The organism is Paraburkholderia sp. MM5496-R1 (assembly GCF_050436205.1).
Taxonomy (GTDB): Bacteria; Pseudomonadota; Gammaproteobacteria; order Burkholderiales; family Burkholderiaceae; genus Paraburkholderia; species Paraburkholderia tuberum.
Genome location: NZ_JBNDLT010000002.1, coordinates 1989008 through 2005948, shown reverse-complemented (window position 1 = coordinate 2005948; position 16941 = coordinate 1989008). Strand labels below are relative to the sequence as shown.

Below are 16941 nucleotides of genomic sequence, written 5' to 3'. Positions count from 1 at the left end.
TCGGCGCGTCGTCCGCTTCACCCACCCAGCAACCCGAATACGGCCACCCCATTCGTCGTGCCGACATACACCTTGCCGTTTGCGATCAATGGTGTGATGAACTTGTTGCCCGTGCCGAACTGATCGCGCGTGCCCATCTGGTTGCTGTTGTACAGCTCGTTGAGCGTGATCGGGTCGAACGCATGCAAGGCCGCGACGGTGCCGTTTTCGGCGGCCCACACGATGCCGTTCGTGGTGCCGTTCGCCGAGATGCTCGGCGTCGTCCCGGGATAGGCGAACGTCATCGCGCTTTGCGCGGTCGGTGTGATCGACAGCTTCGCGTTGGTCACGGTGAACGCCTTCAGATGATCGCCGACCGAGCCGAAATACACGCGCCCGTTGAAATAGGCGGGCATGCCGAACTCGCCGCCGGCCAGCTGCGCGGGAATCTCCTGATAGATGTTGTCGGCCGCCGGGTTGAACTTGCCCATCGAGTCGCGATTCAGCACGTAGATGGTGCTGTCCTTGCCCGCGCCGAGCGTCAGATGCTGTACGGTGCCGTTCGCGTCGGTCAGGTCCGGCAGCACCAGTGCCCCGCCCGAGCCGAGGTCGATGTCGTCGTGGGACTCCTGCACGACGTTCGTCATCGCGAAGTAGTCCGCCACCGACAGGCCTCCCGCCGTGCCAAGCTTCAGGAACGTATTGCCGAAATCCTTGCTGGCGGGGAAGCCGCTCGACGTCATCGTCGTGTCGAACGTGCCGTTGGCATCGAGCAGATAGATCGACGAGCCGTCCGACGCCGGTCCCGCGCCGCTCATCCAGATCGCGCCGCCGATGCCGTTAGGCGTCAGGTTGAGCACGGTGGTCTGCTGCAACGTGTCGGCGCCGTAGCCCATGATCCAGCCCGTATAGCCGCCGTCGTCGCAGTGCGAGGTCCACGTCGTGTAGACCGTGTTGCCGAGCAATAGCAGCCCCGCGCGCTCCGCGTACAACGACGCGGTGAACGGCACGACGCCGTTCGTATTGCCCGCGCCGCTGCCCGGGTAAGAGGCGGCGACTTCGGTGGGACCGTTCAGCAGTTCGGCGCCGGTCGCGAGGTCGAGCGCGTGAATGCGATGATGGTAGCCGCCGGCCGCGTCCTTCGACATCGCGACGACGTAGATCGTGCCGTGCGTGCCGCGCGAACGGTCGATCACCGGTGTCGAGGTGATGCCGATGGTGTTCACGATCTGGCTGCAGCCGAGGTCGTCGCTCGGGGTTTCGCCGGTGCCGAGTGTGCGCACCTGCCACAGGGTCGCGCCGGTGTCGGCATCGAATGCGTACACACTGTCGTTCTCGGTCGCGACGTACAGCACGTTGTGCGTGCCGCCCGCGATCGCCAGCGCAGCGACGAATAGCGGCTGCGCGTCGACCTTGCCGTCGACGCTAAAGAAGCCGACCTTGCCGAACGTCGAAGCCGCCACGTTGGCGGGCGTCAGAGTGGTTTCGCCGAGGTTCTGGCCGGTGCGCGCGATGTCGTCGTGATAGGTGAGCACGTCGCGCACGGCTGCCGCCGATGTGCCGCCCATCGAGGTGCCCGAGCCGCCGGTGCTACCGGTGGTGGTGCCGCCGCTCGTGGTGCCACCGCTGGTGGTGCTGCCGCCGCTCGCTGCGGCCGGGGCCGATGCGCCGGACGCGCCGCTACCGCCGGCGCCGACGCTCGCGCCCGTCGGGCCACTGCTGTTTCCGCCTCCGCCGCCTCCACAGTTCGCCGCGACGATCGCGGCTACCGCGATCGCCGTGCCCAACAGGCTGGCACGGAGCAACAGGCGCATCGAGACCATGGCGGACTCCCCGTTGCTTGCGGCGGCGCCACGAAATATGGGCCGTTCGTCGAGTGTCCGCGCAACGTGGATTGAGATTAGCACCCTGCGTATAGATCGTAAAAGCCAGCAATTAGCGTCTATTCGTCAACTCGGCGCCCGCAGCGCAATCCGCCGACGCTCCCACCACGCCGCCGCCAGAAACGCGAGCGCCGCGCACAACAGCACGCCGACCACCGCTTCGTGGCCGACCGTTTTCATCAACGCGCCGGCGACGAGCGGACCGCCGAAGCTCGCCGCGCTCCACGACGCGCCGACCAGCGAACTCGCCGACACCAGCGCGACACCGCGAAAGCGCTCGCAGCAGGCCACCAGCGACAGCGTGTAGATCGCGCCCGCGGCCGCGCCGAGCACATACAGCAGCGGCCAGCGCAGCCACGGCGAGCCGACTGCCCACGGCAGCAGCGGCAACAACGCGACGACCACGATGCCGCAGCCGATATGCATGCGTTCGCGGCCGAGCCGGTCGGCGAGCCAGCCGATCGGAAACTGCATCGTCGTATCGCCGAGCAGCAGCGCCGACGCGAACAGCACGGCCACTTCGCTCGACATGCCATGCGACATCGCGAACAGCGGCAGCAGCGATAGCGCGATCGGGTCGAACAGCGCGAAGAAGCCGGTGCCGATCACGAGCGCGGGCATGCGCGGCAGTACGCGGCGCCAGTCGCCGTGCCCGGCGTGTTCGTCGCTCGATGCGTGCGGTGTGGCACGGATCGTCGCGAGCAGCGGCGACGCAAGCAGGAATATCGCGCCCCACAGCACGAACCGTCCCTGCGTGAAGCCCGCGATTTGGCTCACCAGCACCGGGCCCGACATCTGGAACAGCGTGAAGTTGGTCGCGTAGATCGCGATCACGCGGCCGCGCGACGCATCGTCGGCGAGCTGGTTGACCCACGCTTCGCCGATCGTGAACAGCAGCATCAGCGCCGCGCCGCACAGCACGCGCAGCAGCGCCCATAGCCGCAGGTTCGCGGTGAGCTGCATCAATGCGGTCGCGCAAGCAACCACCAGCACCGCGCCGACGATCACCTGGCGGCCACCGAAGCGCGCCGCGATCCGGCCGGCGAGCGGCACCACGGCGAGACCGCCGCCCGCCTGCGCGGCGGTTCAACAGACCGACCGCGTCGGTGCCGTAACCGGCTTGAGCGAGCGCCAGAGCGGTGAGGGGAAGGGCGGCGCCGCTGCCGAGTCCGACGACAGCGACGCTCAGGATCAGCGCGAGGAAATCGCAGGTGAAGATGACTTTCATCGGCGGGGATGCTACTACGCGTGTGGGTCGCGCGTATCTTTGCCGCGAGATTTGCTCGATCTCGTGTGCGATCCTTACTCGATAGGCGCGGATTTGCTGCTCCGCGGCGGTATCGTCAGACCGTGCAGACGAATCTGCGTGAGGCGCTTGTCGTCAGCGACGCCGATCGCGAGCGCTGGCGCGATACCGTACCAGTGAGACACGGGGCCCCACGACAGGTAAAGGGTGCCGTCACGAGGCTCGTAAACGATCACCGGTGGTTCCATGTCGTCCGCATGTCCGTGCTCGTCGAATTCTGTCTCGATGTGCGGAGTTCTGTCGGTCGGGTCTGTGAGTGGTTCAGACATGCGCACCGTCCACCGCTCGGGATTCGTGTAAAAGTCCAACCGGGTCAACCGGCGATGCTGATCGAGAAGCATCGACAACGTGCCCGCCGTCAGGACATAGGAAGGCGTGCCGATGCCGAAGCGCACGTCCAGCAAGTCGCTGAGACTGCTTTGCGGTTCCCGCGGCGAAGGCAAAGGTGAATAATTGACCTCGCAGAACAGCGTGGAGCTTTCTTCATCCCACCGCACCGTGGCGGAAACGCCGGTGGCAGGGGCAGTCGTGTAGACGGTGGGATGCTTCATGGAAGAGGTTTATAGGCAAAGTGCAGAACGGTGTAGTCGCTCTCCCGCACGACGACTTCGAGCATATATGCTGTGCCATTGCGCGTGATTGGATAGGTGTATTGAAACACGCCAGTGTGCCCTGCGGGGTCGGCGGCACGTTTGCCATATTTCAGGGTAAGGCGAAGGATGTGAACGGGTACATAGCGTCCGGGATTTCCCATATGCGCGAGCGGTGCGGCGGCAAAACGCAAAGGCCGCTGCATCACCGCATGGTATCGCGTACGTAAACGAAACAGCGTGGTCCGGTCGATCGCGGAGCCTACTCCTCTTATCCCTGCTCGCGTGATGCCTCGAGTGCCAGCCGTCCAGATGCCTCCGACGAGAAACAGCACATCGAGCGGATCGATCAGCGGGGCTTCCAGCGGCTTTTCGCTCAAGGATTCCCCGCCGTCCAATGTATAGATACGGAATACGCCGGCTACTTCCTTCTTGTATCCAATGATGCAGCCGAGATCTTCGTCGAAAATGGCCTTTGCATCACGTGGAACGGTGGGTGGGCGGGCGTCGAAGAGAGCCCTGACTGTCGGTCTTTTACCATTCCAGGCAAACGACGATTCGGAGACTGTGTAAGGAAACGGCGTGGACATGTGTGGATAAACTGCCTGGCTCGAAATCGATGACAGCGGTCACGATTTGCTGTCACCGTCGGACGCGTTTGTGCGTCGCCGTCGAACTCGCGTGCGTTGAGAATTGGTGAGCCGACAACCTAGCACGATGGTCCGCACGCCGCGCCCGTCACTGCACGTCGCGAAAGCTGTGTTCGCGGAAAAGCGTGAGTGGAAGCGGGTATTGGCCTCGGCGCCCGGCTCAAGATCTGTTGCAGATCGTTTCCACTCGCTGGCTGAAATGCTGTCGAACGAGGCCTTACCCTCAGGGCCGCTCGTCGTTGCTGGCGGACATCGAACACTGGTGCATCGGCACGGAACAGCGGCTGTCGCGCGCCGGAATGGAATACCCCATTTCGCGCATCGTCAAAGTGCCCGGCAAGCTCACCCCGCCACGGCCACCCGCCGCTCGATCGACACCGACCACAACGTCAACAACAGCGCGCCGAGCGCGGTCGCGACGCCGACCCACGGGAGCGTCGTCAGCGGTGCGCCGGCGCCGATCGCCATGCCGCCGAGCCATGCGCCGGTCGCGTTGCCGAGGTTGAACGCCCCCTGATTCAGCGTCGACGCCAGATTCGGCGCGTGGCTCGCCCGATCGACGATCAGCATCTGCAGCGGCGGCACGATCGCGAATGCGAGCACCCCCCATACGAACACGGTCAGCATCGCCGGAGTGCGCGCGTGCATCGTGCCCGCGAACACGCACAGGATCACGACGATCGCCATCAGGAACGCGACCAGCGAGGGCATCAGCCGCCAGTCCGCGAGCTTGCCGCCGAGCGTGCTGCCGACCGTCAGGCCGAGGCCGAACAAGAGCAGCACCAGGGTGACCGCGTGCGGCGTGAAGCCGGTCACGTCTTCGAGAATCGGCGTGATGTAGGTGAAGGTCGAAAACAGGCTCGCCGACGCGAACACGCTGATACCGAGCACCATCAGCACCTGCGGGTTCTTCAGCACGCTGAATTCGCGCACGAGGCTCGCCTTGTGCATCTCGATCTTCGCGGGCAGGCACACCGCGAGCGCGGCCGCCGCCAGCACGCCGATGCCGGTCACGGCCCAGAAAGTAGCGCGCCAGCCGACCGCCTGGCCGAGCGCGGTGCCGAGCGGCACGCCGAGCACGTTGGCGAGCGTGAGGCCGGTGAACATCAGCGCGATTGCCTGCGCGCGGCGATTCGGCGCGACGAGCCCGGCCGCGACCACCGAGCCGATGCCGAAGAACGCGCCGTGGCAGAACGCGGTGACGATGCGCGCGGCCATCAGCACCGCGTAGCCCGGCGCGATCGCGCACAGCAGATTGCCGACGATGAACACGCCGATCAGGCTCATCAGGGCCTTTTTGCGCGGCATGTTGGCGACCGCGATCGCGACAATCGGCGCGCCGATCGTGACGCCGAGCGCATACGCGGACACCAGCATGCCAGCCGCCGGAATCGACACGGACAGATCGCGCGCGACATCGGGCAACAGACCCATGATGACGAACTCGGTGGTACCGATTCCAAACGCGGCAACGGCAAGGGCAAGCAGAGGCAATGGCATGGCGATGATGGGGTGTGACGCGTGAAGCGGCGCGAACAACGGGCGCCGGGCGGGCAATTCCGAAGGCGGAAACGCTGTCGCCGGCTAGGGAAAAACAGTAGGGGATTCTACCTAAGTCAAATCTGGCTTGCCGGCTGTCCGGAAAGCTGTTGTTTTTTGTGGAACGCGGCGGCGGGAGCCCGAGCCGCCAGGGGCGTTCAGCGCCGCGCGAGGTTGCGCCCGAGTGCCGCGCAGCCCGCATCCGTCAGCGCTTCGACCACGTTGCTGCGATCGTCGGGCTTGAAGTCGGCGATCCAGATCACGCGGCAATGTGCGGACGTGTCGGCCACGACCTGCAGCGTCGCATGATGATGCTCGAAGCGCCCGCCGCCCACCGAGTAGGCGAGCCGCATGTGGGCATCGTCGACGGCAATCACGCGTTCCTCGACCACGGTGCCGTCGGCGAAGGTAACCCAGCGCAGGTCGCCTTCCATGCGCGCCGCGATCAGCACGCCCGCGAATACGCGGGCGACCCCGGCGGGATCGCGCAGCACGGCCCATGCATCGGCCGCGGTGGTTGCCACGGCGATTTCCCGGTAGATCGTCGCCATCGCATTTCCTCCTGTGCGTTTCGGGCAACCCAGGTCTCGTGCGCGCGGGGGTGTCGCGACCGGCGATTGCAAACCTGTCACCGATCGCGCGGCGCCGACTTATCCGCGATCCGCGTCGAACGTGTCGCCATGACGGCCCGCGCCGGACGCAAAGCGCGCCGCGCCCGCCACGCCCTCGGCCAAGACCGCCGGGTAGCCGCCCGCGCCTTCGCGCCGCAATGCCTCGGCGAGATCGTCCAGCGTGCTGTTCTCGAGCGCGGAGCGACGATCGGCGAGCAGCGCCGCCTGCGGAAACGCGGCGAGCTCCGCGGCCAGTTGCTCGGCAGCCGCGCGCGCTTCGCCCTTCGGCACCACGCGGTTGGCGAGCCCGAACGAAAGCGCCTCGCGCGCATCGACCGCGCGGCCGGTCAGGATCAGATCGAGTGCACGCGACAGACCGATCAGTCGCGGCAGCCGGATCGTGCCGCCGTCGATCAGCGGAATGCCGACACGCCGGCAGAACACGCCGAGCACCGCATCTTCCTCGACGACGCGCAGGTCGCACATCGCGGCAAGCTCGAGCCCACCCGCCACCGCATAGCCGGCGATCGCGGCGATCACCGGCTTGCTGAAGGATGTGCGTGTCGGTCCCATCGGCCCCGGGCCGCTGCCGTCCGCGTGCAGCTCATTGCGGCGCGTCGCGTCGGCGAGCGCGCCGAGGTCCGCGCCCGCGCAAAATGTGCCGCCCGCGCCGAACAGCACGGCCGCGTGCCACGCCGGCTCGGCCTCGAAGCGGCTGAACGCAGCGCTCAACGCCTCGGCCACCTGCCGATCGACCGCATTGCGCCGCGCGGGCCTCTCCAGCACGATCGTAGCGACGCCGTTGCCGTCATTCGACTCGATTCGCACATGGTTATTAAAATATTGGAAGGCTATCATCGTTATGTATACCTGAAGGGTATCTGAAGCTCCCTGTTTGCCTGTCGATCAGGCAGTGTGGCCATGCGCTCATGCAGCGTAATTAATCCGGTAGGCTGTCATGTTTCCGTCACGTCCGGCTCGTAGCGTTAGCGCTCTATTAATGCTCTGGCGTTCTGCCGCCAGCTTGCCGAGCCTGCCTTTGTCCCTGCCTTTGCCCAATTCATCGCCGGCCCCCGCCCCGGGCTGCGCCGAAGCTGTCTGGATCGTGCCGTTGCACGAGCATGCGTGGTACGACCATGTGCGTCTGAAGCGCGTCTTCGTCGCTGACGGCACACGTCACCAGGTCGTGCTCGTCGATCTGCGCAAGCTGCTCGTGTGCGCGAATCGCGACAACACCGATTACGTGCTGAAGCCGGTCGCCGAATGGCACGCGGGCAAGGTCCGCGGCATTCGCGAGTTTCTCGATCCCGACAGCCCGCGGATTCCGCAGATGCCCTACGTGACGATCTCCACGCGTCGCGCGCCGGGATTGCTCGGCTGGGTCGGCATCGAGCGCGAGGGGGTGGTGGCGTTTCGCAACGGCCAGCATCGCGCGCGCTATCTGGCCGAGGCGGGCGCGCGCTGGTGTCCGGTCGAAGTGCACGAGCGCGAGGCGGGATTGCTGCGTGAGCTGTGCGGCGCGGCCGATGATGCCCGCACCGCGATTCGCGCGACCCAGTCGGGCAGCGACAGCGACGTCTAACTTTCGCGGTCCGCGGCAATTCGCGTACGCCACGGTTATCACGGCTACCCCGCCTGCACGACGTTGCGCGGCGTGCCCGCCTGCCACGCCGCGATGTTCGCGAGCGTGGTCTGCGCGATCTCGGTCATCGCCTCGCGCGTGAAGAACGCCTGGTGCGCGGTGACGATCACGTTCGGAAACATCAACAGACGCGCGAGCACGTCGTCCTGTAGCGGCAGATTCGAATGATCCTCGAAGAAGATGCCGCCTTCTTCCTCGTACACGTCGAGCCCGAGATGGCCGAGCTGGCCGTCCTTCAACGCGCCGATCAGTGCGTTCGCCTCGACGAGCCCGCCGCGCCCGGTGTTGATCAGCATCGCGCCGCGCTTCATCTTCGCCAGCGCGGCGCGGTCGATCAGGTGATAGGTGTCGGGCAACAGCGGGCAATGCAGACTGACGACGTCCGATTCGGCGAGCAAGGTATCGAGCGGCACGTAGCGCGCGCCGAGCGCGAGCAGTTCGTCGGCCGGCGGCTCCGGATCGTAGGCGAGCACCTGCATGCCGAAGCCCGCCATGATGCGCGCGAACACCCGGCCGATGATGCCCGCGCCGATCACGCCGACCGTCTTGCCATGCAGGTCGAAGCCGAGCAGCCCATGCAGCGAGAAGTCGCCTTCGCGCGTGCGCGCGACCGCGCGCGGCAGGCGCCGGTTCAGCGCGAGAATCAGCCCCACCGCATGTTCGGCGACCGCGTACGGCGAGTAGGCCGGTACGCGTGCGACCGGCATGCCGAGCCGCTCGGCCGCCGCGAGGTCGACGTGATTGAAGCCCGCCGAGCGCAGCGCGATCATGCGCGTGCCGCCCGCATGAAGCCGTTCGAGCGTGGCGGCGTCGACGCTGTCGTTGACGAACGGGCAGACCACGTCGTAGCCATGCGCGAGGATCGCGGTCTCGCTGTCGAGAGGGGATTCCTGGAAATGCAGTTCATAGCCATGCGCGGCATTGGCCTCGGTGAATGTATCGACGTCGTATTGATGACTGCTGAACAGGATCGTGCGCATATCGGGCTCCGAAGAAGCTGTTTCTCGATGTTAGGCGACTTCGCGAATGAAAGAGTAGGGTGATGTGGTGAACGCGGGTAACGCTCGCGCATGACGGCTGGCTACCTTGGCCAAAAAACTTGCGCGATCGCGCGGTTCGGTGAATGATCGGACGAACGGCCTCGAGCGGCGTGCCTGCCGCGAGGCCGTTCGTTCCTTTGCGCTTCACATTCATACACCGATCATGCCGACTTCAACCTCCACTACCGTTGCTTCGTCCGTCCCCTGTCCGATTGTCGAATCGCTCGACGCCATCCTTCCCGAAGAACCGCTGCTGATGATGGGCGCCGGCCCCGTGCCGATTCCCGCCGCGGTCGCGAAGGCCAATGCGATCGTGATCAACCATCTGGGCGGCACGATGGCGAAGGTGGTGAACCAGGTGAAAACGATGGCGCGCTACGTGTTCCAGACGCAGTCGAAGTGGGTGCTCGGCGTCGCGGGACCGGGATCGGGCGCGATGGAGATGGCGATCTCCAATCTCGCGTGGGAAGGCACGCGCATGCTGTGCATCAAGAATGGCTTCTTCAGCGACCGCATGGGCGAAATGGGCCGGCGCGTCGGCGCGCGCGTGAGCATGCTCGAAGTCGCGGACCGCACGGTCGCGAGTCTCGACCAGATCGCCGACGCGCTGCGCCGCGAGCGTCCCGAGGTCGTCACGGTCGTGCAGGGCGAGACCTCGAACACCGTGTGGAATCATCATCTGAAAGACATCGCCGCGCTTGCGAAGGAAGCGGGCGCGCTCGTGATCGTCGACGCTGTCTGCACGCTGAGCACGATGCCGCTCGAAATGGATATCTGGGGCATCGACGCGGTGATCACCGGCGGCCAGAAGGGCTTGTCATCGATTCCGGGCGTGTCGCTGATTGCGTTTTCAGACGCGGCCTGGGCGCGCGTCAAAGGCCGCACGGCGCCCAATACGCACTGGTGCCTCGATGCGTCGCTGGCGGAAAACTTCTGGCACAACGCCGGGTATCACTACACGGCGCCGGTGTCGGGCGTGCTCGCGCTGCACGAGGCGCTGCGGCTCGTCTGCGCGGAGACGCTGGAGAAGCGCTTCGCGCGCCATCTGAAATGCTCGCTCGCGTGGCAACAAGGCGTCACCGCGATGGGCCTGCAACTGTATGCGCCGGAGAATTGCCGCCTGAATTCGGTGGTCGGCATCGAAGTGCCGGACGGCCTCAGTCCCACCGACGTCTGCGCGCATATCTCGCGGCAGCATCAGGTGGAAATCTCCGGCTCGTTCGGTCTGCCGATCGTGCGTATCGGCCAGATGGGCGAACAGTGCCGCGAGCACAACCTGTTTCGCACCGTGCATGCGCTGGGCCGCACGATGGTCGATCTCGGCGTCAACGTCGATCTGCCGGCGGGTGTCGCGGCGCTCGAGCGCGGCTTGAGCGAAGGTAAATAAGCATTTTTCCGATGCGCTACGAATAGCATTCGCAGCGCATATCTTTTGTGCGATCCAGCACTTTATAGTCCCATTAGAAAGTTTTTTTCCGCCATTATCGTGTTGCAATAAATTAATGCTTCGCAACGTTTTTACATAACAATGGCGAAATCGTCCAAACCCTTACGGAATAAGGCTCTGCGCCTTTCTAAGGGGTTTTCTTCCTTTCTTACTTTCTATTGTTCTCTGTGCGCCGGCGCACGTATCGAGATCAGGCCGAAACGTAAAGTAGGTCAAGGCAAGAGCAGCGCAATGCTCACGCTGCGGTAAATCGCAAGACCATGATTCGACACACGGCGCGTGCCAGGACGTGCCTGCCGCGCTCATGCATGCATGCCGCCGGAACAAAGCTTTAACGCCAAAGCGCCCCCGCGAGGCGACAAAAAAGGATTTCTATCCGATTCGATAATTCGATCGCGTGGAGTCTCGAAGACTGTCTTCGAGGGTCCACGCACGTACGAAGCAAGGATATCGACACTATGGCGAGCGCATACGACTCAGGTCAATCGGCAGGGGTTATCGTTGGAGCAGAGTTGAACGGACTGGGGGTGGCGCGGTCGCTCGCGCAGGCCCGCGTTCCGGTTGTCGCAGTCGATACGAGGACCCGCGCGGCGACGTGGTGCCGACACGTTCATGCGCATCAGGTAAAGAGTTTTGTCGGGAAAATATTCGTTGATGAAATGATCGAACTCGGCAAGCGGTTCGATCGTCTGCCAGTTCTGATTCTGACCGACGAAGACGCGGTGCATGCGGTGTCGGAAAATCGGGCGGCTTTGTCGCACTGGTATCGGTTCCGCTTGCCGGCCGACGACACCGTCAAGATGTTGTCGAGCAAGGCGCGCTTTCACGAATTCGCGCAGCGGCATGGCTTTCCGGTGCCGCGCTCGGTCGTGCTCGACAAGCTTGCCGACATCGAACGGCTGGCCGAATTGCGCTACCCGTGCGTGCTGAAACCGGACGACAAGCGCAACGTGCTGCGCGGCGAGAAAGAACGCGCGGTGCGCGTCGACATGCTGCAGCATGCACGCGATCGCGCTATCGCGATGCTCGCGACGCCGGGCGGCATCATCGCGCAGGAGTGGATCGAGGGGCCTGACAGCAACATCCACTTCACGCTGTTCTATCGCGGCGCCGACGGCAACATGGTCAGCATGTTCACCGGCCGCAAGGTGTTGAGCTCGCCGCCGGGCGTCGGCAATACCGCGATCTGCGTGGCCGCGCCCGAAGCGCGCGGGACGCTCGAACCGCTGACGCGGCGCTTCGCCGAGCTGGCCGGTTTCGACGGCATGGGCAGCATCGAGTACAAGTGGGACGACAACTACAACGAGTTCGTGATGGTCGAGCCCACGGTCGGCCGCACGGACTGGCAGGAGGAGATCGCGACGCTGTGCGGCGTCAACATTCCGCTTGCCGCGTACCGCCATGAACTCGGCCTGCCATTGCCCGTCGAGCGCCTGAGCCGGCAACCGGTCGCGTGGCGCGCGACGTTTTCCGACCGGCCGCCGCCCGAATTGCTGAGCGAGCGCACGAAAATTTTCGATGGCTATTTCCGCTGGAACGATCCGTTCCCAGCGTTGCAGCACTATGTCGTGATGAATCCGCTGCGACGCATGAAGCGCAGCTGGAAAAAAGCGATCAGGGCGCCCGAGTCGCATCAGGCCAAAGCCTGACGCTGGCAACGAAAGCCGTTCCCCTGGAGACCAGCATGTCTTTGACCGATACCATCATCATTGGCGCGGGGCCCTACGGGTCATCTCTTGCCGCGCATCTGAAGGCCGCCGGCGTGGATCACCAGATCCTCGGGGAACCGATGGGAGCGTGGCGCAACTACATGCCGCCCGGCATGCTGCTGCGCTCCGAGGCTTTCGCGTCGAGCCTGCACGCGCCGCGCAGCGGCTTTACCGTCGAAGACTACTGCCGCCTGACAGGGCTGCCTTACCAACCGCTCGGCATGGCGCTGCCGCTCGAAACCTTCGTCGAGTACGGGCTGTGGTTCCAGTCGAATCTGGTCGGCGAAATCCAGCCGGTCGACGTGCTCGCATTGCGCCGCGTCGGCGATCAGTTCCGGCTGTCGCTCAGCGACGGCCGCTCGCTCGCCGCGCGCAGAGTCGTGATCGCGCTCGGCCTGAAGGGCTTCGCGCAAACCCCGCCGGCGCTGCGGGACTTGCCGGCGCAATATGCGTCGCATTCGGAGCTGTATGGGAACCTCGAGTGGGCGCGCGGCAAGGACATTGCGATCGTCGGCGGCGGGCAGTCGGCGCTCGGGCTGTCCGCGCTGCTCAACGAACTCGGCGCGCGCGCGCACGTGCTGATGCGCGAGAGCGGCGTGGTGTGGCATGAGCGGCCGCAGGGCGGTCGCAACATCCTGTCGCGCATCAAGGGGCCCGACGCGGGACTGGGGCGCGGCTGGCGCTCGCTGTTCCTGTCCGAGTTTCCCGGCGTGTTCCACATGCTCGATCCGCGACGCCGCAAGCAGATCATGGAGCACACGTACGGCGCGTCCGGCGCGTGGTGGCTGCACGATCGCGTGGTCGGCAAGGTGCAGATCTCGCATCGCACCGTGGTGCGCTCCGCGGCGGTCGAAAACGACCGCGTCGTACTGAACGTGCTGAGCGATGGCAAGCAAGCGCGGGTGAGCGCCGATCACGTGATCGCCGCGACTGGTTTCAAGACCGACATGCGGCAGCACGCGTTCCTGTCCAAAGATCTGGCCGACGCGATTTCGAATCAGGGCGGCATGCCCGATCTGACGTCGCACTACGAAACGCGCGTGCGCGGCCTCTATGTGATCGGACCCGCGTGCGCGCACAGCTTCGGGCCCGTGATGCGCTTCGTCTATGGAACCAAGCACGCGTCGCCGACCGTGGCGCGGCACATTATCGGTTCGTTGAAAGCGGGTGCGCGGCAACGCACGTGGCCCGTCGCCGATGCACCCATGCCGGAGCGCTCAGGTGAATAAAACCCAAGCAACGGGCGCGTCTGCGCGGTCGCACCTGTCCGACAGCTACCGCGGGCGCCGCATGAAGCGCTACAAGATGCTCGTGAAGGAGATGCTCGCGGGCTTCGTCCTGATTTCGGGTCTCGCGTGGTTCACGCGCAAGGTGCTGTGGCGCGATCGCGTGGCCGTGCTGCTTTATCACGATCCCGATCCGGACACGCTCGACCGTCACCTGACTTATCTCCGCAAGCTGTGCGAGTTCGTGCCGTTGACCGACGTCAGCGCGCCCGGCCGCGGCCGGCCACGCGTGGCGATCACGCTCGACGACGGCCACGCGGGCAACGCGAAGCTGTTGCCGGTGTTCATCAAGCACAACGTGCGCCCGACGATCTTCCTGTGCAGCCGCATCGTCGGACGGGCGCGCAGTCACTGGTGGCTGCATCCGGGCTCGCTGCGCGTCGGCCATGAACGTCTGAAGCGGATGACGAACGACGAGCGCCTCGCCGCGCTGGCGGCCCAAGGCTACCAGCAGGACGGCGATGACCGGCCGACCGGCCTGTCGATCGAAGCGCTGCAGGCGATGCGCGAGCACATCGACTTCCAGGCGCATACGCGCTTCCATCCGATCCTCACGCATTGCAGCGACGCTGAAAGCGAGGCCGAAATCCGCGACAGCCGCCATGAGATCGCGGCGCTGCTGCAACAACCGTGCGAGCACTTCGCGTATCCGAACGGCAATTACGGCGAACGCGAAGTGGAGTTCGTGCGGGCCGCCGGCTTCAAAACCGCGCGCACCTGCGACATCGGCTGGAACGATCAGCACACCGATCCGTACCGGCTGCGCACGATCATCATCGACGATGCGGCATCGACGCTGCGCTTCGCGGCGCAATTGAGCGGCATTGCGCTGTTTCTGCGCTATCTGCGCGAGGGTGGAGGCTGGCGCGGCAAGTTTCCGCAGTTTTGAACAGAGGGAGCGCCTGGACGAAGCGATTCGTCCGGGCAACGCCGTCCGGGTTTTTCGCGAGACGGCACGAGGGGCATACGACAGGAGGGGACATGCAGCGCTGCAGGGTACTGGTGATCAACGATTACGCGCACATGGGCGGCGCGGAAGTGGTCTATCAACAATCGGCCGAGCTGTTGGGCACGCTGCCCGGCGTCGAGGTCGAGCGTTTCGACGATAGCCAGTTTTCCGCGCGCTCGACGATGCTGTCGCGCTCCTGGAACACGACCGCCGCGCGCGCGCTCGAAAAGGCGCTGCATCGTTTCCGGCCGCATCGGCTGATGGTGCACAACTACCACAACGTGCTGTCGCCTTCGATTCTCAGCGTGATCGCGCGGCACGAGCGTCAGTTCGGTTATCGCGCGTATCACACCTGCCACGACTATCACCTCGTCTACTACAACCCGTCGCTGCAGTACTTCGACAAGGATAAGCGTCCGATCATTCTGCCGCTCGACGTGCTGCGCACACGCGCGGTCTTCACGTTGCGGCCGACGCCGAAGGGCCTCGTGCACGATCTGATGACGAAGGCGTGGTGGCACGCGGTGCGCGCGGCCTATCAGCCCGCGCGCGTGTTCGACAGGATCTTGTGTCCGAGCCTGTTCATGCAGCAGGCGCTGCATCGCGTCGGCATCGAGAATACGGTCATCGTGCACAATCCGTCGGCGGTGCCCAGCGCGATGCCAATCGTCACGGTGCGTGACAAGGAGCGCTTCAACCTCGCGTTCGTCGGACGGATCTCGCCGGAGAAAGGCCTGCTGCAATTTCTGACGCTCTGCGAGGCGACGGGCTTCGAGCGCATCAATTGCATCGGCGTGTACGGCGACGGCCCGGACCGCGCGGCGATCGAGCAGCGCTACGCGTCGCTGATCGCACAGCGCAAGCTGATTCTGTTCGGCACGATGCCGCAGCAGCAGTTGTTTCCCGCCATGCGCGAGTTCGCCGATGCGGTGGTCGTGCCGTCGGTGGGCGCGGAGAACGCGCCGCTTGTCGTGATCGAGGCGGCGATGCTCGGTCTGCCGGTGCTGGTTCGCGATGGCGGCAGCATGGCGGTGACCGCGGAATCGGTCGGCAACAAGATCAAGTTCAAGTTCGAACCGGGCAGCCTGAAACAGGCGCTCGGCGAACTCGCCATTCATCTGGCCGATGAGCACAGAAAGTACGACGTCGAAGAATATCTGCCCGAGCATTACGCGCGGCGTCTGGCTGAAATCATGCACATCGGCGAAAGTTCGACGCACGTCGCGCCGTCGCGCCGTCGCGCGCGCTATGCGGATAATCCGCGTCCGGCGCCCTGAAAATAGTCGGCGCTGATTGTGGCAAACGGCGTGTATATCCGTGCCGTTATCGTCGCTTTAAACACGTGTTTTTTATCGCGTGATTTGTCTGAAGCAATCCTGCAGCAATCGGCTTTTGTGTGCGCTGCCGAACGTTGTAAGGACGGGCTCTCTGAATATTATGATCGCCAAGGAAAGGCATTTTATCGAGCGCTGAAGCGCGTGGCTCGACAGAGTAAACGAGGCCGCGGTGACGGCGCGGAGTTGGCGATGACCGGCTCAATCGGTCGGCGAAAAAGCCAGACTCATCAGAACAAAAGCATGTGCATGTCGTGAGCGTTTGCGTGGAAAAACGGCGGACGAGACGCGGCTAATCGGGGAATCTTCGCGACCGGGCCCGGCAGTCAGTTCAAACCAAACAGGAATGTGGCCGCAAGCGGCCACATCGGCGATACGGGGGGTCCAGACGGTGATGCGCTACAACTCAGCGCACGCTGTACGGATCGGCGGTCTCGGGAGACGCGTAGGTCTGGTCTGAATTCCACAAATCGCTGCCGTAGGGGTCCGCTGAGTTCTTGCCGCGGACAGGCTGTGCAACGCTTGTACGTTTCTGCTTCGGAAGGCTGTTCTTGGTTTGGGTGTACACGTTGGGCGCGACATAGCGGTTCTTTTTAGCGTACGCGAAATCCGACGAGGAGCCGTAGAGCGTGGTGGAACTGGCCGCATGAGGCGTCATCGCGTCGAGTTGCGAGTGTTTGGCGACATAACTCGGCGCATAAGCCGAAGAGGCGGCGGACACGATGCTCTGGGCGTAACCCACCTGGGCGCTCAGGAATACCGGTATTACGGCGGCAAGAAGTTTTTTCATTTCGGGATCCGTAAGAAAGCATGTGGTGCGATGTTAGGGAAAAGAGCCGACCTCGCATAGGCGCTGTTACACACAAAGGTAGCCGATGTGGCGTCAATCAGCTACCCCCGTCCGATCGAGGCGGTCAGCTCGCTGGACACAGGCGTGACTGGATGCGGCGACGTGCCGGTCCCGGCGCCGGGAACA

The 16941-nt window shown here is 64.6% G+C and carries 14 protein-coding genes and 1 pseudogene; 6 read left to right on the top strand and 9 right to left on the bottom strand.

What is annotated here, in order from left to right:
- Positions 1 to 17 precede the first annotated feature (17 nt).
- The 7 genes and pseudogenes from OKW38_RS16185 to OKW38_RS16155 all read right to left on the bottom strand — a co-directional run bounded on the left by OKW38_RS16185 (position 18) and on the right by OKW38_RS16155 (position 7416).
- On the bottom strand, positions 18 to 1802 hold the full coding sequence (locus OKW38_RS16185) for a PQQ-binding-like beta-propeller repeat protein (protein WP_429362301.1): 1785 nt from the start codon (positions 1800 to 1802) through the stop codon (positions 18 to 20).
- Positions 1803 to 1928: 126 nt separating this feature from the next.
- Positions 1929 to 3090, bottom strand: a pseudogene (locus OKW38_RS16180) (MFS transporter).
- Between the two features lie 74 nt (positions 3091 to 3164).
- Positions 3165 to 3719, bottom strand: a complete 555-nt coding sequence (locus OKW38_RS16175) for a hypothetical protein (protein ID WP_090803198.1) — start codon at positions 3717 to 3719, stop codon at positions 3165 to 3167.
- Positions 3716 to 4348, bottom strand: coding sequence for a hypothetical protein (locus OKW38_RS16170; protein WP_429362299.1), 633 nt, complete (start codon positions 4346 to 4348; stop codon positions 3716 to 3718). The genes OKW38_RS16175 and OKW38_RS16170 overlap by 4 nt, the downstream gene beginning before the upstream one ends.
- Before the next feature lie 402 nt (positions 4349 to 4750).
- Entirely contained in the window at positions 4751 to 5908 is a 1158-nt protein-coding gene (locus tag OKW38_RS16165) for an MFS transporter (RefSeq protein WP_090805596.1), read from the bottom strand.
- A 197-nt stretch (positions 5909 to 6105) separates the two neighbouring features.
- Positions 6106 to 6498 carry an SRPBCC family protein gene (locus tag OKW38_RS16160; protein ID WP_429335803.1) on the bottom strand — a complete coding sequence of 131 codons (393 nt, stop codon included), beginning with the start codon at positions 6496 to 6498 and terminating at the stop codon, positions 6106 to 6108.
- Between the two features lie 99 nt (positions 6499 to 6597).
- Positions 6598 to 7416: a crotonase/enoyl-CoA hydratase family protein gene (locus OKW38_RS16155; RefSeq protein WP_429362298.1), complete on the bottom strand. Its 819-nt coding sequence runs from the start codon at positions 7414 to 7416 to the stop codon at positions 6598 to 6600.
- A gap of 142 nt (positions 7417 to 7558) precedes the next feature.
- Between OKW38_RS16155 and OKW38_RS16150 the strand changes: the two genes are divergently transcribed.
- On the top strand, positions 7559 to 8140 hold the full coding sequence (locus OKW38_RS16150) for a plasmid fertility inhibition factor family protein (RefSeq protein WP_425199387.1): 582 nt from the start codon (positions 7559 to 7561) through the stop codon (positions 8138 to 8140).
- A 44-nt stretch (positions 8141 to 8184) separates the two neighbouring features.
- Here the strand turns inward: OKW38_RS16150 and OKW38_RS16145 are convergent, their stop codons facing one another.
- Positions 8185 to 9180 (bottom strand): 2-hydroxyacid dehydrogenase, encoded by a 996-nt coding sequence (locus tag OKW38_RS16145; protein WP_429362296.1) that lies wholly within the window; start codon positions 9178 to 9180, stop codon positions 8185 to 8187.
- 223 nt (positions 9181 to 9403) lie between these two features.
- Between OKW38_RS16145 and OKW38_RS16140 the strand changes: the two genes are divergently transcribed.
- The 5 genes from OKW38_RS16140 to OKW38_RS16120 all read left to right on the top strand — a co-directional run bounded on the left by OKW38_RS16140 (position 9404) and on the right by OKW38_RS16120 (position 15908).
- Positions 9404 to 10627, top strand: coding sequence for a pyridoxal-phosphate-dependent aminotransferase family protein (locus tag OKW38_RS16140; RefSeq protein WP_429362294.1), 1224 nt, complete (start codon positions 9404 to 9406; stop codon positions 10625 to 10627).
- Between the two features lie 719 nt (positions 10628 to 11346).
- On the top strand, positions 11347 to 12336 hold the full coding sequence (locus OKW38_RS16135; RefSeq protein ID WP_429362292.1) for a carboxylate--amine ligase: 990 nt from the start codon (positions 11347 to 11349) through the stop codon (positions 12334 to 12336).
- Between the two features lie 35 nt (positions 12337 to 12371).
- The gene (locus tag OKW38_RS16130) at positions 12372 to 13625 is read left to right on the top strand and encodes an NAD(P)-binding domain-containing protein (protein ID WP_429362291.1); all 1254 of its coding nucleotides are present in this window, start codon (positions 12372 to 12374) and stop codon (positions 13623 to 13625) included.
- 61 nt (positions 13626 to 13686) lie between these two features.
- Entirely contained in the window at positions 13687 to 14571 is an 885-nt protein-coding gene (locus OKW38_RS16125; protein ID WP_429363779.1) for a polysaccharide deacetylase family protein, read from the top strand.
- 92 nt (positions 14572 to 14663) lie between these two features.
- Positions 14664 to 15908, top strand: a complete 1245-nt coding sequence (locus tag OKW38_RS16120; RefSeq protein ID WP_429335807.1) for a glycosyltransferase — start codon at positions 14664 to 14666, stop codon at positions 15906 to 15908.
- 463 nt (positions 15909 to 16371) lie between these two features.
- Here the strand turns inward: OKW38_RS16120 and OKW38_RS16115 are convergent, their stop codons facing one another.
- Positions 16372 to 16755 (bottom strand): hypothetical protein, encoded by a 384-nt coding sequence (locus OKW38_RS16115; protein WP_429335808.1) that lies wholly within the window; start codon positions 16753 to 16755, stop codon positions 16372 to 16374.
- Positions 16756 to 16941 lie beyond the last annotated feature (186 nt).

Coding starts and splice junctions, on each gene's coding strand:
- OKW38_RS16160 (WP_429335803.1), bottom strand. CDS start 6,498: ATGGCGACGATCTACCGGGAAATCGCCGTGGCAACCACCGCGGCCGAT.
- OKW38_RS16175 (WP_090803198.1), bottom strand. CDS start 3,719: ATGAAGCATCCCACCGTCTACACGACTGCCCCTGCCACCGGCGTTTCC.
- OKW38_RS16170 (WP_429362299.1), bottom strand. CDS start 4,348: ATGTCCACGCCGTTTCCTTACACAGTCTCCGAATCGTCGTTTGCCTGG.
- OKW38_RS16140 (WP_429362294.1), top strand. CDS start 9,404: ATGCCGACTTCAACCTCCACTACCGTTGCTTCGTCCGTCCCCTGTCCG.
- OKW38_RS16120 (WP_429335807.1), top strand. CDS start 14,664: ATGCAGCGCTGCAGGGTACTGGTGATCAACGATTACGCGCACATGGGC.
- OKW38_RS16130 (WP_429362291.1), top strand. CDS start 12,372: ATGTCTTTGACCGATACCATCATCATTGGCGCGGGGCCCTACGGGTCA.
- OKW38_RS16165 (WP_090805596.1), bottom strand. CDS start 5,908: ATGCCATTGCCTCTGCTTGCCCTTGCCGTTGCCGCGTTTGGAATCGGT.
- OKW38_RS16145 (WP_429362296.1), bottom strand. CDS start 9,180: ATGCGCACGATCCTGTTCAGCAGTCATCAATACGACGTCGATACATTC.
- OKW38_RS16150 (WP_425199387.1), top strand. CDS start 7,559: ATGCTCTGGCGTTCTGCCGCCAGCTTGCCGAGCCTGCCTTTGTCCCTG.
- OKW38_RS16115 (WP_429335808.1), bottom strand. CDS start 16,755: ATGAAAAAACTTCTTGCCGCCGTAATACCGGTATTCCTGAGCGCCCAG.
- OKW38_RS16135 (WP_429362292.1), top strand. CDS start 11,347: ATGATCGAACTCGGCAAGCGGTTCGATCGTCTGCCAGTTCTGATTCTG.
- OKW38_RS16185 (WP_429362301.1), bottom strand. CDS start 1,802: ATGGTCTCGATGCGCCTGTTGCTCCGTGCCAGCCTGTTGGGCACGGCG.
- OKW38_RS16125 (WP_429363779.1), top strand. CDS start 13,687: ATGAAGCGCTACAAGATGCTCGTGAAGGAGATGCTCGCGGGCTTCGTC.
- OKW38_RS16155 (WP_429362298.1), bottom strand. CDS start 7,416: ATGATAGCCTTCCAATATTTTAATAACCATGTGCGAATCGAGTCGAAT.